The 15486-nt window shown below is 40.0% G+C and carries 15 protein-coding genes; 1 reads left to right on the top strand and 14 read right to left on the bottom strand.

Going from position 1 to position 15486, the window contains the following annotated elements; translation table 11 throughout:
* Positions 1 to 161 precede the first annotated feature (161 nt).
* Positions 162 to 356: a hypothetical protein gene (locus tag M3166_RS02625; RefSeq protein ID WP_251687070.1), complete on the top strand. Its 195-nt coding sequence runs from the start codon at positions 162 to 164 to the stop codon at positions 354 to 356.
* Positions 357 to 768: 412 nt separating this feature from the next.
* Here the strand turns inward: M3166_RS02625 and spo0A are convergent, their stop codons facing one another.
* The 14 genes from spo0A to M3166_RS02555 all read right to left on the bottom strand — a co-directional run bounded on the left by spo0A (position 769) and on the right by M3166_RS02555 (position 15481).
* Positions 769 to 1560: a sporulation transcription factor Spo0A gene (gene spo0A, locus M3166_RS02620; RefSeq protein ID WP_251687068.1), complete on the bottom strand. Its 792-nt coding sequence runs from the start codon at positions 1558 to 1560 to the stop codon at positions 769 to 771.
* Between the two features lie 347 nt (positions 1561 to 1907).
* Positions 1908 to 2834: a SpoIVB peptidase S55 domain-containing protein gene (locus tag M3166_RS02615; protein ID WP_251687066.1), complete on the bottom strand. Its 927-nt coding sequence runs from the start codon at positions 2832 to 2834 to the stop codon at positions 1908 to 1910.
* 191 nt (positions 2835 to 3025) lie between these two features.
* The gene (recN, locus tag M3166_RS02610; protein WP_251687064.1) at positions 3026 to 4717 is read right to left on the bottom strand and encodes a DNA repair protein RecN; all 1692 of its coding nucleotides are present in this window, start codon (positions 4715 to 4717) and stop codon (positions 3026 to 3028) included.
* Between the two features lie 16 nt (positions 4718 to 4733).
* Positions 4734 to 5183 (bottom strand): transcriptional regulator AhrC/ArgR, encoded by a 450-nt coding sequence (gene ahrC / locus M3166_RS02605; protein ID WP_079527588.1) that lies wholly within the window; start codon positions 5181 to 5183, stop codon positions 4734 to 4736.
* A gap of 408 nt (positions 5184 to 5591) precedes the next feature.
* On the bottom strand, positions 5592 to 6410 hold the full coding sequence (locus M3166_RS02600) for a TlyA family RNA methyltransferase (protein ID WP_251687062.1): 819 nt from the start codon (positions 6408 to 6410) through the stop codon (positions 5592 to 5594).
* A gap of 6 nt (positions 6411 to 6416) precedes the next feature.
* Positions 6417 to 8312 carry a 1-deoxy-D-xylulose-5-phosphate synthase gene (gene dxs / locus M3166_RS02595; RefSeq protein WP_251687060.1) on the bottom strand — a complete coding sequence of 632 codons (1896 nt, stop codon included), beginning with the start codon at positions 8310 to 8312 and terminating at the stop codon, positions 6417 to 6419.
* A gap of 89 nt (positions 8313 to 8401) precedes the next feature.
* Positions 8402 to 9286, bottom strand: coding sequence for a polyprenyl synthetase family protein (locus tag M3166_RS02590; RefSeq protein ID WP_251687058.1), 885 nt, complete (start codon positions 9284 to 9286; stop codon positions 8402 to 8404).
* A gap of 3 nt (positions 9287 to 9289) precedes the next feature.
* Positions 9290 to 9517, bottom strand: a complete 228-nt coding sequence (gene xseB, locus M3166_RS02585) for an exodeoxyribonuclease VII small subunit (protein WP_008404237.1) — start codon at positions 9515 to 9517, stop codon at positions 9290 to 9292.
* Entirely contained in the window at positions 9514 to 10872 is a 1359-nt protein-coding gene (gene xseA, locus M3166_RS02580; RefSeq protein ID WP_251687056.1) for an exodeoxyribonuclease VII large subunit, read from the bottom strand. Before xseA ends, xseB begins: the two co-directional genes overlap by 4 nt.
* A gap of 193 nt (positions 10873 to 11065) precedes the next feature.
* On the bottom strand, positions 11066 to 11929 hold the full coding sequence (folD, locus tag M3166_RS02575) for a bifunctional methylenetetrahydrofolate dehydrogenase/methenyltetrahydrofolate cyclohydrolase FolD (RefSeq protein ID WP_251687054.1): 864 nt from the start codon (positions 11927 to 11929) through the stop codon (positions 11066 to 11068).
* A gap of 142 nt (positions 11930 to 12071) precedes the next feature.
* Positions 12072 to 12458 carry a transcription antitermination factor NusB gene (gene nusB, locus M3166_RS02570; protein ID WP_251687052.1) on the bottom strand — a complete coding sequence of 129 codons (387 nt, stop codon included), beginning with the start codon at positions 12456 to 12458 and terminating at the stop codon, positions 12072 to 12074.
* A 346-nt stretch (positions 12459 to 12804) separates the two neighbouring features.
* Complete coding sequence (locus M3166_RS02565; protein WP_251687050.1) at positions 12805 to 13071, bottom strand: aminopeptidase; 267 nt, start codon at positions 13069 to 13071, stop codon at positions 12805 to 12807.
* Between the two features lie 110 nt (positions 13072 to 13181).
* On the bottom strand, positions 13182 to 14672 hold the full coding sequence (gene glpK / locus M3166_RS02560; RefSeq protein WP_251687048.1) for a glycerol kinase GlpK: 1491 nt from the start codon (positions 14670 to 14672) through the stop codon (positions 13182 to 13184).
* Positions 14672 to 15481 (bottom strand): MIP/aquaporin family protein, encoded by an 810-nt coding sequence (locus M3166_RS02555; protein WP_079527606.1) that lies wholly within the window; start codon positions 15479 to 15481, stop codon positions 14672 to 14674. The genes glpK and M3166_RS02555 overlap by 1 nt, the downstream gene beginning before the upstream one ends.
* Positions 15482 to 15486: the final 5 nt, after the last annotated feature.

Genomic DNA, 15486 nt, shown 5'->3' with positions numbered 1-15486 from the left:
CATATAGCTTTTGGGACCGCCATTTTATACATGTGATAAATTAAGGCGATTCGAGACGGATAACTATCTGTCTAGCCATATTTTACTGCATATGAATGAGATTTATAGTGTAAATGTATCTTCGGTATGGTAATGTTAACCAAACTAAATGAGGTGCTAACTTGGATGAGCTTGAGAGAAGAAAGTGTTTAGACGATATACGGCTCCATAAAGTACGTACTAAAAAATTACGGATATTAATCAAAAATACCAATAATGTTGACATTAAAAAGCAGCTAACCAAAGGATTGATTTGGCATATCAAGTGTAAACGGGCGTTAAAACTAATGCTAATCGCTGATATTGAGCAGGATTAATCAGTTAGTTTTGAAAAATTGTAGCGAAAATTTATAGAGTATAATAAACAGGATTTTCCGAAATGCTCACCTCGAACGTACCTCTATTTTCCTCAATTGAACGGACACATGCTCCATGTTACTTTCGGAACTTCGCCATATTAAATGAATCCGATAAGTAACGTACAAAAGTTTTAACGACTGATCATACGAACTCATCTTCTATTTTTATAATCCCTTTGCGCTATAGACAATCGAGCATGTAACGATCTATTTTAATTAACGGACTTAATCCCATAGAAAAAACGCCTCCCAAAACAGTCGTAATCAACTGTCCTGGAAGCCGCTATTAATCTCGTTATATCATTATTTATAATAACTTTACCCGTCATTCTCCGATAGCTTGTCCGCTATCAATCCTGGAAAATCACTGTTAGCTTGCTACCATCTCAATGCGGATTTTATCCGCAATCATCGCAATGAACTCCGAGTTAGTCGGTTTTGATTTCATATGGTGCACGGTATAGCCGAACAACTCCGAAATGTTCTCATAGCTGCCTCGGTTCCAGGCTACTTCAATCGCATGGCGAATAGCACGTTCCACACGTGACGGGGTTGTCCCGAATTTCTTCGCGATTTCCGGATATAAAATTTTTGTAACTGAGCTTAGCAACTCAATATCATTGTAAACCATCTGGATCGCTTCACGTAAGTAAGCGTATCCTTTTATATGTGCAGGTACACCAATCTCTTTAATGATGCCTGTAATCGTTGTATCCAATAAGCGTGTGTCCATTTTTGCAGGGGTACTCGTTGATAAAACCGGTACACGTTTTTCCTGTTCGACTTTCTTGCCTGCACAATGCAGAATTTTTTGAACAAGCTGCTCAAATTCAAAAGGCTTTAACATGAAATAAGATGCACCGTAATTCACAGCCTGCTTCATTACATCTTCTTGGCCAAAAGCAGTTAGCATAATGACTTGTGTCTGTGTATGACGCTCATCGTTATACATCTCTTCCAAGACAGCCAATCCATCCAAATGAGGCATAATGATATCCAATAGCAGAACATCGATTTTATGCTCTTCCAACATTTTAATACAGATTTTTCCGTTAGACGCTGTTGCAACAATTTCAATTTGCGGATGATTCGTAAAATACACTTCCATCATTTTAACTAATTCGCGATTATCATCAGCAATCGCAATTTTCACCTTTGACAAACAAAATCCCCCTTTTATAATTCTATTTCTTATATATTCATTACAATAGCAAATTGTATGAGCTTTCTTACAAATGTCCAAACTTCTTGTGTAATACAATTGTAACAAAAATGAGCGACAGTTGTCTTTCGATCTCTCTTATTTTGCATTGTCCTTTAGTGAAGTTTCGACAGAATTACTAAATTTCCTTTTCTTTCATAAAAAATGAGTAACAAGTAGTATCTTTTCTCTGTTTATCGACAAGGAAATATATGGTTCATCATTTGTCGATTTATCATTATGTACTATTGTAATGAAAAAATCAAAAAAAGACTACACTTTAATAAAAAGTATAGTCTAAAGTATTTTTAGTACGGGCTCTTTTTCAGCATTTCAATTACAAGAATACCGGCACCTTTTGTTGGTTCTTCGATAAACATATGCGTTACCGCACCAACGAACTGGTTATTCTGTATTATAGGACTTCCGCTCATCCCTTGAACAATACCGCCCGTTTTCTTTATAAGACGTTTATCGACGACATTGAAAGTAAACGTATTATCCGTTTGTTTGTCAATTTCGATATCAAACAAATTGACTTCTTCCCCGTCGATTGCCGTTAAGATTTGTGCTTTTCCCTTTTTTAACTCATTTGCATGTATAATTTCCATCGGCGGATGCAAACTGTCATGTAATGATTGTTTCCAATTACCAAAAATACCGTATACATCATTGCTTATTACTGAACCGAGTGGCATTTGTGATTTATCTACAACTGAAATTTTGTACCCTGGCTGTCCAGGCGTACTTTTCTTCACTTGTGAGATTGATGCTTCAAAGATTGCACCATCATTGAATTTCGGAGGCTGCTTCATTGTAGAATCTACAATTTGATGTCCAAGCGCTCCGTATTCCATCGTTTCAGGATCGATGTACGTTAACGTCCCTATTCCATCTGTTTCACTTTTTAAAAATGGTTTTAAATGCACCAGTTCATGAGCTGATACGTTGATCTCTCGTTGTTGCTTTCCATTTTCAACGGTCAGTGTAAATGATTCGCCTTTGCCGGCAATGTCTTCTAACTGGCTTACTTTTTCACCATTAAGTTTTAATATATGTTCTCCCTTTTTCAACCACTCACTATTTTCCAATAATACGTCCTGTGCAACCATTACATAAGGCATCTCCAACTGAACGCCAATTGAATGGCCCATTGGAATTAATGATTTCCCCAATACTTCTATTGGTGATAACATAAAAAGCAATGCAACGAGTATCGACCATTTTTTAATCATCCTTCACCTCCTCTATGCGCTTACTATGTGAAAATTTGACGGAGTTATGAACGGAAAAATTTTGTTGATATGAGGAAAAATTAGAATGTATTCGTTGTAATCCCTGCTGCTTCGCGACCTTGAAACTTATACGTTTAAAAAAATAAAAAACCGCCTAAAATTTTTATTAATTTTAGACGGTTTTTGTATATTTAATTCATCATTTCCTTACGTTCATTGGCCATGTGGATTAATTCTGAAGCATGTTGTAATGTCAGGTCTGTAATTTCAGCCCCACTCATCATGCGGCTAATTTCCACAATTCGTTCCTTTTCTTCCATTTCCGTAATCGAAGTAAATGTACGGTTATGCTCAACTTGCTTTTTAATGTAGTAATGATGATCTGCCATTGCGGCAACTTGCGGCAAGTGAGAAATACATAGAACTTGCGAATTAACTGAAATTGCGGCAATTTTTTCGGCAATAGCCTGAGCGACACGTCCGCTTACACCCGTATCAACCTCATCGAAAATAATGGACGTAATGCCATTTGACGAAGAGAAAATGGTTTTAAGCGCAAGCATCATACGTGAAAGTTCCCCGCCGGAAGCGACTTTAGGCAGCGACTTCGGTGGTTCCCCAACATTTGTAGAAATGTAGAATGCGACAAAATCCTTGCCGTTTGCGTCCAGCTGATTCAGTGGCTCGAATTTAACGATAAACTGCGCTTTTTCCATATGAAGCATACGCAACTCATTCATAATGGCATCACTAAGCTTAATCGCATTTTCTTTGCGGATTGTCGTCAATTCTTTTGCAATTTCATTTAGATCTGCTTCCATTTTCGCCAGCAATTGCTCATTTTTCTGCAATGTTTCATCACGGTTCATAAGCTGGCTTAACTCTTCCTCGATTTTTTCATGATACGTTAAAATCTCTTCAACTGTCGTACCATATTTACGTTTCATAGTTTGATATAAAGCAAGCCGCTGCTCGACCTCATTTAAGCGCTCTGCGTCATACTCTAAATCATCGAGCACATTTTTCACCTGATATGCTGCATCCTGCAATGCATAAAAACTCGAAGTGACCGCTTCTGAAGCCTCTTTGAAATTCGAATCGAGCGCTACAATGTCTTCCAGTGCATTCATCGCATTACCGATGAAATCCAGTCCTGTTCCATCATCGGAAATCGCTGAATACGCAATGTTCGCACGTTCAAATATTTTATGGAAATTCATTAAACGAAGTCGCTCTTCATCCAATGCCTCTTCTTCATCAATTTTCAAACCTGCCTGTTCCAGCTCCTGGATTTGGAATTGATATAAATCAATACGCTGCGCCATTCGCTGCTCGTCCATGCTTAGCTCAGCCACTTCTCTTTTTAATTGACGATACGCTTCATACGCTTCATCGTATTTCGCTTTCACCGGCTGAAGCTTATTATGTGCATAATGATCCAGTAAATTGATATGGAATTTTTCATCCATAAGCTCCTGATTTTCATGTTGCCCATGAATGTCGATTAAACTGCCGCCAATATCACGTAAAACAGATAATGGAACAAGTTTGCCGTTCACTCTGCAAACGCTTTTTCCTGAATCATGCAAATCACGTCTTAAAATAATCGTATCTTCTTCTGATTCAATCCCATGTTCTTCGAGTTTCGCAAAAATCGGATGCTGACTATTATTCACATGAAATAATCCGCCAAGTTCCGCCTTTTTTTCTCCGTGGCGGATAAACTCGGTTGAGCCGCGTCCGCCAGCCAATATATTAACCGCATCAATAATGATTGATTTTCCGGCACCTGTTTCACCTGTCAAAACAGTTAAACCCCCGAAAAAACTAACGGTTAAATCATCAATAATAGCAAAATTTCGAATGCTTAATTCTCTTAACAAACCATTCCACCTCGGTTTACAGCATATCTAATAAGCGATTTTTTATTTCTTCACGTTCGTCCTCTGTTCGACACATGATTAAAATCGTATCGTCCCCACAAATCGTACCTAAAATTTCCGACCAGTCCAGATGATCCAATAATGAACCGATTGCATTCGCATTCCCTGGCAACGTTTTCATTACTAAAAAGTGCGACGCTCCATCAATCGAAACGAAAGCATCTGCCAACGAACGATGCAATTTTTGAATTGGGTTGAAACGTTGGTCTGCTGGTAAACTATATTTATAACGACCGTCCTGTAACGGTACTTTAACTAAATGCAGTTCTTTAATATCTCGTGAAACCGTTGCTTGAGTGACGTTGTACCCGGCATTTTTCAGCTGATCGACTAAATCGTCCTGTGTCTCGATTTCGTTATTTGTAATAATATCACGGATGCGTATATGGCGCTGTCCTTTGTTCACAAAAGTCACCTCATTAAAATGTATAGGAATATATGTATATTTACACTACCATTTGCATAAAGGAAAAACAAGAAAAAACCGTACATATGTTCAAAAATCCGTTTTTTCCGACTGTTTTCTACATAAAAAAGTAAGTAATCAGCTACAAATTTCGCATAAAAATTATTCTTTTTTATTTAAACAGACACTTTTATTACGACTTCTTCATGGTCCATTGATTTCCATTTCGGGCGGACGCTTTCCGCGGGCGCGGCTCGAGCCTCTAGTCTCTCCCTCGCGCTTTTCCCGCTGGAGTCTGCCACCCTTCATTCCAATCAATTTCCGTTAATGCCCAACATTTGTACTACCTATAGATTTAATACAAAAAAGCACAAAACAAATCCATAAGAATCTGTTTTGTGCTTTCCATTATTTCAGCTGCATATGCGCTTCTTTTACGACTTGTTCGAAGTTTGTGAAGGCTTCAACTTCCTCACCGTCATGCGAATTATATAAGTGGAATAAAAATTCAATATTCCCTTCCCCGCCCGTTATTGGTGAAAACGAAGCATCCTTTACGACAAATCCGATTTCCGTTGCCATTTTTGCTGTTTCTTCCAAAACAGCTAGATGGACTTTCGGCTCCCGTACAATACCTTTTTTCCCTACATTTTCACGACCTGCTTCGAATTGCGGCTTTACAAGTGCCATAACATCGCCACCTTGCACTAAAACCGTTTTTAATACAGGTAGAATCAACGATAGCGAAATGAATGAAACATCGATTGTCGCGAAACTTGGTAAGCCTTCTACTAAATCTTCCGGCTTTGTGTAACGGAAATTTGTTTTTTCCATAACCGTTACACGCTCATCTGAACGGATTTTCCATGCAAGCTGGTTTGATCCAACATCCAGTGCATAGCAGTGACGCGCACCGTTTTGTAGTGCACAATCCGTAAATCCGCCTGTTGAAGAGCCGATATCAAGCATTAGCTTACCTTCTACAGATAGATCAAAAATTTCAAGTGCCTTTTCCAGCTTCAATCCGCCTCGTGACACATATTTTAACTGTGAACCTTTTACTTGCAGCGGTGCATCGATTTCGATCTTTTCCCCTGCTTTATCAATGCGGATTTCGTTTGAGAACACGAGACCAGCCATAATCGAGCGCTTTGCCTTTTCACGCGTCTCACATAACCCGCGTTCAACAAGCATTACATCTACTCGTTCTTTTTTTTGCTTTGTCATTCTTTATTAAACCCTATCCGATTGTTTATTCGGTACTAGCTGTGTAATACGTTTTACCGCTTCTTCAGCTGTCACGTTTATTTCTTCCAATAATAAATCAACTTCACCATGCTCGATAAATTCATCCGGAATCCCGATACGTTCAATTTGAACATTGCGGTATTTTTTATCAATTGCAAATTCCACCACTGCACTACCAAATCCACCTTGTAGCAATGATTCTTCAATTGTTAAAATCGGCAAGTTTTCCTGCATAATTTCATGCAGCATTACTTCATCCATCGGTTTAATGAAACGTGCATTAACAACACGTACATCAATACCTTGGTATGCCAGCTGTTCCGCTGCCTTCAATGCCATTGGAATCGTTGTACCGAATGTCAGAATAACTGCATCTGAGCCTTCACGTAACACTTCCCATGAACCGATCGGCAGTGCTTTCATTTCCGCATCCATTTCAACACCTAAGCCATTGCCGCGAGGGTAACGAAGCGCGATTGGACCATCATTATAATCAATTGCAGTTTTCACCATATGCTGACCTTCATTTTCATCTTTAGGCATCATCAGGACGATATTCGGGATATGACGTAAAAACGAAACATCAAATACGCCTTGATGTGTTTCGCCGTCCGCGCCAACAAGGCCTGCACGGTCAATACCGATGAAAACATTTAAATTCGGGCGTGCAATATCATGCAGCACCTGGTCATACGCACGCTGTAAAAACGTCGAATAAATTGATAAAAACGGTTTCATTTGCTGTGTTGCAAGACCTGCCGCCATTGTTGTTGCATGCTGTTCGGCAATCCCTACATCAAAGAAGCGATTCGGGAAGTCTTTTTGAATGCCTTCAAGTTTTGAACCGACAGGCATTGCCGGTGTAATCGTAACAATCCGGTTATCTTCCTTCATGCATTTACGAACCGATTCTGCGACTAAGCTGCTCCACGCTGGACCTTTTGTTGAAGATTTTACGAAAGCACCTGTTTCCATTTTATATGGACCCGTACCATGCCAAGTACCGATTGTATCGTCTTCGGCAGGTTTGTAGCCTTTACCTTTTTTCGTCAACACATGGACAAGTACAGGACCTTGTACTTTTTTCGCATATTCCAATGTTTTTTCCAGTGCCTCAAAATCATGCCCATCAATCGGACCTAAATATTTGAATCCTAATTCCTCAAAGAATACACCTGATACAACTAAATACTTTAGGCTGTCTTTCACACGTTCTGCAGTAGCGGCCAGCTTGTCGCCAACCATTGGAATTTTGTGAATTAATGATTCCAAATCTTCTTTTGCACGTGAATATTCCTTTGCCGTACGCAGACGTCCTAAAACGTCATGCAATGCCCCAACGTTCGGTGCAATCGACATTTCGTTATCATTTAAAATAACGATCATATTCGTTTTTTCATGACCAATATGGTTCAATGCTTCCAGTGCCATACCGCCTGTCAGTGCACCATCACCGATAATCGGAACAACAAAGTTTTTGTCCCCTTTAATATCTCTCGCCGCAGCCATACCCATCGCTGCAGATAAAGATGTGGAACTATGCCCTGTTTCCCACATATCGTGTTCACTTTCGACAAGCTTCGGGAAACCGCATAGTCCTTTAAATTGACGCAATGTGTCAAATTGACTTGCCCGGCCTGTTAAAATTTTGTGGACATATGCTTGATGCCCGACATCCCATAAAAATTTATCCTTTGGACTGTTAAAAGCTTTATGCAGTGCAATCGTCAGCTCAACGACACCTAAATTCGGGCCAATATGACCACCCGTAATTGAACATTTTTCGATCAGAAAAGCGCGAATTTCTACAGCCAGCGCTTCTAGTTGCTTTTTATTCAAGTCTTTCAAAAAGGATGGACTAGAAATTTTCGTTAAATCCATCTCATCCACACACCTTTTCATCAGTTTATTCACCGTTGTGATTTTTCTATTATATCAATGTACAACACAAGACAAAAGTTTAACACATTTTAGTTACTACGTCTCACAATATACTGTGCAAATTGTCGAAGCAATATCGTATCAGTGTCGATTTTTTGCAATGCTTCAATCGCCAGTTCATAATGCTGATCCAGCTTTTGCTTTGCACCGTCTAATGTAAGTAAAGCAGGGTATGTACTTTTTTCGCTTGCAACGTCTTTTCCTGCTGTTTTCCCTAGCTGTTCCGAAGTTCCCTCAATATCTAAAATATCATCTTGAATTTGGAAGGCTAAACCGATATGGTGCGCATATTCCACTAATGCTTCACGATCAGAACTACTTGCATTTGCCAGCACGGCACCTGCTTCAATACTAAAACGAAGTAATGCGCCTGTTTTATTTACATGAACCGTTTCAAGCTCCTGTAAATTTAATAGACGTTTTTCTCCGTCCATATCAAGCACTTGTCCGCCGACCATACCTTCAGCACCTGCCGCAATACTTAACAGGTTAACAAGCTCAATGCGTTTTTCTGCAGAAAGATTATTTAGACGTGCGATGACACCAAATGCCAATGTGTTTAATGCATCACCAGCCAAAGTTGCCAATGCTTCCCCATAAACAACATGATTCGTTGGCTTGCCTCGGCGTAATTCATCATCATCCATACTTGGCAGGTCATCATGGATTAACGAATACGTATGGATCATTTCAACAGCAGAGCCTACAGAATAACTTGCCTCAAGAGACTGATTGTACATGTCGCAAACCGCCACAACAAATAACGGACGAATTCGTTTGCCTCCTGCTTTTAATGAATACAGCATCGATTCTTTTAAATGTGCCGGTGCTTGTATTGATTCAACAAGTTTATACATTGTCGTTTCCAGCTGCGGTATATTATGATCAATAAACTGCTTTAACGTGTTTTCCATCTGTTAGTCTTCTCCATTTCCTTGTTGGAAAGCTTTCTTTTCACCATCTTCTCCAACGATTGAAATTAATTGTTGTTCTGCGTTTTGCAGTGTATCATGACAAAGTTTTGATAGTTCCATACCTTTTTTGTAAAGGTCAATGGCTTCTTCCAGTGGAACATCTCCTTGTTCAAGTTTACGTACAACTTCTTCTAATTCTGTCATTGCTGTCGCAAATGTCGGTTTTGTCACTTTGCTTCCCCTTCCTTTTGCACATGCTTTTTCTCAATTTTCGCTTCGGCATATCCATCCTGAAACGTCACTTGAATCACGTCGCCTTTTTCCAGCTCGTGAACTGATTTTACTACGTTTTCCTCTTTATATGCCACGCTGAAGCCTTTGCTCATTAATGCGAGCGGATTTAACGCCTCCAGCATACGCAGCTGATTTGTAAAAGCGACTTTATTTTGTGCAAGCTGTTGCTGCATTCGATTCGTTAATGTTTGCGTACGGTGTGTAAGCTGCTGTTTGGCTGCAGTTAACTGATGTACCGGCGAATACAGCTTCATCTTGCTGTCTATTGTCTGCAATTTTGATTTTTCATTCATCATATAAAGCTTCGTTGCATTTTGCAGTGATAAGTCCACCTGAATTAACCTTTCAATAAAAGGACGATACAATCGCTCAGGTGTTGCAAGCGGATAGGAATTTTGCAGTTTCGTTAAGCGATTGCGTTCAAAATTGAGCTTTGACGTCATCATTTGATGAAGTATCGACTGATGATGAAGTATTTGCAGATACAGCTGCTGCTGATTCGGGACAGCCAGTTCTGCCGCAGCAGTTGGTGTCGGTGCACGCAAATCCGCGACAAAATCTGCAATCGTCGTATCGGTTTCATGTCCGACAGCACTAATAACCGGAATTTGACTTTCAAAAATAGCCCGTGCGACGATCTCTTCATTGAATGCCCATAAATCTTCAATTGATCCGCCACCACGACCAACAATAAGTACATCACACAATCCATGGCGGTTCGCTAAATAAATATTCTCTGTAATGTTTGGAGCCGCACCTGCACCTTGTACGAGCGTCGGATAGATTAAAATTTCAGCCTGCGGATATCGGCGGTTAATCGTTGTGCATATATCGCGAATGGCAGCACCGGTCGTCGCCGTTAAAACACCGATCGTTTTCGGAAATTGCGGAATCGGCTGCTTGAAATTCGGGTTGAATAGACCTTCTTTTTGAAGACGTTCTTTCAATTGATTAAAAGCGACGAATAATCCGCCAATCCCGTCCGGCTCCATCGTCTGTGCATAAAGCTGATACGCGCCGCTTGCTTCATAGACATTCACATCGCCCCGTATAAAAACTTTCATTCCTTCTTCAGGCTTAAAGGAAAGTTTCGAAGCCTGTGAACGGAACATCGTTGCGTTAATACGTGAACTGTCATCTTTCAGCGTAAAATAAATATGACCTGAACTATGTACTTTTACATTTGAAAGCTCTCCCGTTACGTACACATCACGTAAATGCGGATCGGCATCAAATTTTCGTTTAATATATTTAGTTAATGCTTTTACGGATAAATAAGAATTCGATGTCATAAACGTATTGCTCCTTTACGGTAGTTCTTTTTTTGTATAAGTGATTTTTGATGCAACGGCAGAATTGCCGGTTCATCATTAAATAAAGAGGAAAAATAAGCGAAATATTTATCCTTAAGTATTCCTTATTGTACCCTATAAGCTAAAAATCACGATTTTGATCTACATCAAAATCGTGATTTTTGAAGTTAGATTAATTCTCTTGACGTTCTAACTCTTTTTCAGCTGCTTGTACTGTGTTTTCCAGTAACATCGTAATCGTCATTGGACCGACACCGCCTGGAACGGGTGTAATATGTGAAGCAATTCCTAGAACATCTTCAAAATCAACATCACCGCATAAACGGTTGTCTTCATTTCGGTTAATCCCTACATCGATAACAACTGCACCTTCTTTAATATGCTCACTTGTAATAAAGTTCGCACGACCGACAGCAGCGATTAAAATATCCGCCTGTTTCGTAAAGGACGGTAAATCCGGTGTTTTAGAATGTGTATACGTTACTGTTGCGTCTTTTTGCAGCAGTAGTTGTCCCATCGGTTTCCCGACAATATGGCTGCGTCCAACGATGACTGCATGCTTTCCTGCAACATCTATTCCCGCATATTCGAGCATTTTCATAACCCCATAAGGAGTACATGGCAAGTATGTATCCTGTCCAAGCATCATTTTCCCTACACTAATCGGTGAGAATCCATCCACGTCTTTCTCCGGAGAGATCGTTTGGATTACTTTATCCTCGTTGATATGTTTCGGTAATGGAAGCTGAACGAGAATACCGTGAATTGAAGCACGTTCGTTTAATTCACGAATTTTTTCAAGTAAAGCCTGTTCTGAAATATCTTCAGGGAGTTTGACAAGTTCCGAATACATCCCAATCTGCTCACAAGACTTTTGCTTGTTGGCTACGTATGTTTTGGATGCGGGATTGTCTCCTACTAAAATGACAGCTAAACCGGGTGTGATCCCTTTTTCTTTTAGCGCCTTTACACGAGTAGCGACCCCTGTTCGAATTTCTTGACCGATTTCTTTACCATTAATAATTACGCTTGACATGTTGTTGCTCCTTCCAGTGATTACGACAATCGGAAAGGCTGCCTGCTGCTTGTATTTTCAATAAACACTGACGCTTGTTCTGACAACCTACCAGTTAAATCTTGATATATTAATCTTTATAGAATTGAATACATTTGTTGATTTATTGCTCAGTAAATTTCGAAAGTACACCATTGACGAACTTGCTAGATTTCTCGTCACCGAATGTTTTGGAAAGCTCGATTGCTTCGTTCATAATAACTTTGTTTGGCGTTTCTTCTGCGTATAATAATTCATATACAGCTAAACGTAAAATTGTTCTTTCAATTTTTGGCAGACGGTTAATCGTCCATTTTTCTAGGTTTTTTTCTAGCGCTGCATCAATTGCTTCGAGATTTTCAGTTGTCCCACGAACTAATTGCTCCAAAAAGGCATTTGATTTTTGTTCTTCTTCAAGAACATGGCCAATCGCCTCTTCTATTGTTAATTCTGTGCTGTCTAACTGAAACAAAGCTTGTAACGCTTTTTGACGCGCCTCTGTTCGTTTCATAAATAATAGCTCTCCTTCATAAGTAGCATTACTTGTTATCATAGCATATTTTGCAAGGCATCGCACAGTTTGACAGAAAATTTTTGGCTGCAAAAAGAGATTTTTGTATTCTTCCTTAAAATGGTGAAATTTGCGATAAAAAAACGACATGTTTGAGATAAATCAACATGTCGTCTATATTATTTTCGTTAATAAAATACCTGGTTTTTATATTAGGTAGTTGATTTCCATTGCGGGTCGGACGCTTTCCGCAGGCGTCACGCTATTCCTGCTGGAGTCGCCTCCCCTCCATTCCAATCAACTCGTTATAAAACTTACTGAAGGCATCTTATATTATAAGGTGATATTAATTATTCTGTAACGGAATCGTCAGCGTGCCTGTTTCGCGCTTATCGTTTCCTGATTCCGGGAATTCAAATAGGTACGTAATTTGTTCAGCCGTTTCTTTTATTACGTAAAACTGAAAGTGCTCCATATTTTCCAGGAAATAACGGATGTCCTGCATCGCCATCAGCTCTCCTACTTCTTCATAATGTGCCAAGGCTTGCTTAAAGTAAGCGTTAATCAAATTTAAATCTTCTTCATTTGCTATACGAATATAATCTTTGCTCATATCATTTTAACTCCTCAACTAGATAATGACCTATTATAGCATAATTCCAATAGAGAATAGGAAGCTGCTGCCGATCGATTTGAAGGTCAATTATTTTCTAGTAAATTTTATCACTTAAACGCCTGTGCGGCTTTAACAGCTTTGTGCCATCCTGTAAATAATGTTTCGCGCTGCTCTTCATCCATTTCCGGCTCGAATTGGCGATTAAGTTGCCAATGATGTTGCACTTCGTCGAGATTCTCCCAGAACCCGACAGCCAAACCTGCTAAATAGGCTGCGCCAAGTGCCGTTGTTTCATTGATTGAAGGACGTTCAACAGGCACGTTTAAAATATCCGACTGGAATTGCATTAAAAAGTCGTTCATAACAGCACCACCGTCAACGCGTAATTTCATTAATTCGATGCCTGAATCTGATTCCATCGCTGACAATACATCGCGGGTTTGATAGGCAAGTGACTCCAATGTCGCACGGATAAAATGTTCCTTCGATGTGCCGCGTGTTAAACCGAATACTGCACCGCGCACTTCACTTTCCCAATACGGTGTTCCCAATCCGACAAATGCCGGTACAACATACACACCATCCGTATCTTTTACACGTGCTGCATACGCTTCACTTTCAGAAGATTTCCGGAACATACGAAGCCCGTCACGAAGCCACTGAATTGCAGAACCTGCTACAAAGATACTTCCTTCAAGTGCATATGTCACTTTTCCGTCATAGCCCCACGCGATAGTTGTAAGTAGGCCGTGCTCCGATTTTACCGCTTCCTCACCTGTATTCATCAGCATGAAACAACCGGTACCGTAAGTATTTTTTACCATTCCTTGTTCATAGCAAGCTTGACCGAATAATGCTGCCTGCTGGTCTCCGGCGATACCCGCGATTGGTACACGGTGACCAAAGAAGTGATTACCCGCAATTTCCCCGTATATTTCTGAGGACGGTTTTACTTCCGGAAGCATTGATGCAGGAACACCTAAAATGTTCAGCAATTCCTCATCCCACTTTAATTCGTAAATATTATACATTAATGTTCGCGAAGCATTCGAGTAGTCTGTCACATGAACAGCTCCTTCTGTAAGCTTCCAAATAATCCATGTATCAATTGTTCCGAATAAAAGGTCACCCGCTTCCGCTTTTTCTCGTGTTCCTTTTACATTGTCCAGTATCCATTTTACTTTCGTGCCAGAAAAATAAGCATCGATGAGCAAACCGGTTTTATTACGGAACAGCTCATTATGCCCTGCTTCCTTTAAAGAATCACAAATTTCCGCAGTTTGGCGTGATTGCCATACGATGGCATTATATACCGGTTCACCCGTATTTTTATCCCACACAACAGTCGTTTCGCGCTGGTTTGTAATCCCGACTCCTTCGATTTGTGACGCCTGAATATTATTTTCCGATAATACTTTCGCGATTACCGATAAAATCGAACTCCAAATTTCCTTTGCATTATGCTCAACCCAACCCGATTTCGGGAAATATTGTTTAAATTCCTGTTGTGCTGTATGAACGATATCCCCTTTTTTATTGAATAAAATGGCACGTGAACTCGTCGTACCCTGATCTAACGCCATAATATACTTGTCCATTATACGATCTCCTTTTTAGCGGATTTAGATTGTGTGATAAATGCAATGACACAAATGACAACAAATAATGTTGTAAACAACCAAAATGCCACTGAATTTTCATTTAAAAAGAATTGTTTGTAAAACAGTGCGCCTGTAACGCCACCTATAATCGGCCCGACAATTGGCACAAAGGCATAAGACCAGTCCGAATCTCGCTTACCTGGTATCGGTAAGAAGAAATGCGCGATGCGGGGTCCTAAATCACGGGCAGGGTTGATAGCATAGCCTGTAGGTCCGCCTAAACTCATACCTATGGCGATCACAATAATACCAACAAGCAACGGATTAATACCATCCGCCAATGAATTACCACCTAATGCCAAAATTCCTAATAATAATATAAAAGTCCCTATCATTTCTGTTACCATGTTTGCCAAAGGATGACGAATGGCAGGAATTGTAGCAAAAACGGCTAATTTTGCATCTTGATCTTTCGTTTGTGACCAGTGTGGCAAATAGGCAATATATACGATAATTGCGCCGATAATGGCTCCTAATATTTGTGCAATAATATACATCGGAACATCCGCCCATGGGAAGTCACCAATTGTTGCAAATGCTATTGTCAATGCAGGGTTTAAGTGGGCACCACTTATTCCGCCTACAGTATATGCCGCGATTGCCACGGCAAAACCCCAGGCGATCGTAATTACGACCCAGCCGCTATTTTCCGCTTTGGAAAATTTCAGCAAGGAACCAGCAACAACCCCGCCTCCTAAAATAATTAAGATCATCGTTCCTACTAATTCTGCTAAAAATGTTGACATTCCCT

The organism is Solibacillus isronensis (assembly GCF_023715405.1).
GTDB classification, from domain to species: domain Bacteria; phylum Bacillota; class Bacilli; order Bacillales_A; family Planococcaceae; genus Solibacillus; species Solibacillus isronensis_B.
This window is presented reverse-complemented; position numbering and strand designations above follow the sequence as displayed.

Bases quoted from the DNA above. Each gene is read 5' to 3' on its own strand.
- glpK (WP_251687048.1), bottom strand. From the start codon at position 14,672: ATGGACAAGTATATTATGGCGTTAGATCAGGGTACGACGAGTTCACGT.
- nusB (WP_251687052.1), bottom strand. From the start codon at position 12,458: ATGAAACGAACAGAGGCGCGTCAAAAAGCGTTACAAGCTTTGTTTCAG.
- M3166_RS02590 (WP_251687058.1), bottom strand. From the start codon at position 9,286: ATGGAAAACACGTTAAAGCAGTTTATTGATCATAATATACCGCAGCTG.
- folD (WP_251687054.1), bottom strand. From the start codon at position 11,929: ATGTCAAGCGTAATTATTAATGGTAAAGAAATCGGTCAAGAAATTCGA.
- M3166_RS02600 (WP_251687062.1), bottom strand. From the start codon at position 6,410: ATGACAAAGCAAAAAAAAGAACGAGTAGATGTAATGCTTGTTGAACGC.
- M3166_RS02615 (WP_251687066.1), bottom strand. From the start codon at position 2,834: ATGATTAAAAAATGGTCGATACTCGTTGCATTGCTTTTTATGTTATCA.
- M3166_RS02565 (WP_251687050.1), bottom strand. From the start codon at position 13,071: ATGAGCAAAGATTATATTCGTATAGCAAATGAAGAAGATTTAAATTTG.
- dxs (WP_251687060.1), bottom strand. From the start codon at position 8,312: ATGGATTTAACGAAAATTTCTAGTCCATCCTTTTTGAAAGACTTGAAT.
- xseA (WP_251687056.1), bottom strand. From the start codon at position 10,872: ATGACATCGAATTCTTATTTATCCGTAAAAGCATTAACTAAATATATT.
- M3166_RS02555 (WP_079527606.1), bottom strand. From the start codon at position 15,481: ATGTCAACATTTTTAGCAGAATTAGTAGGAACGATGATCTTAATTATT.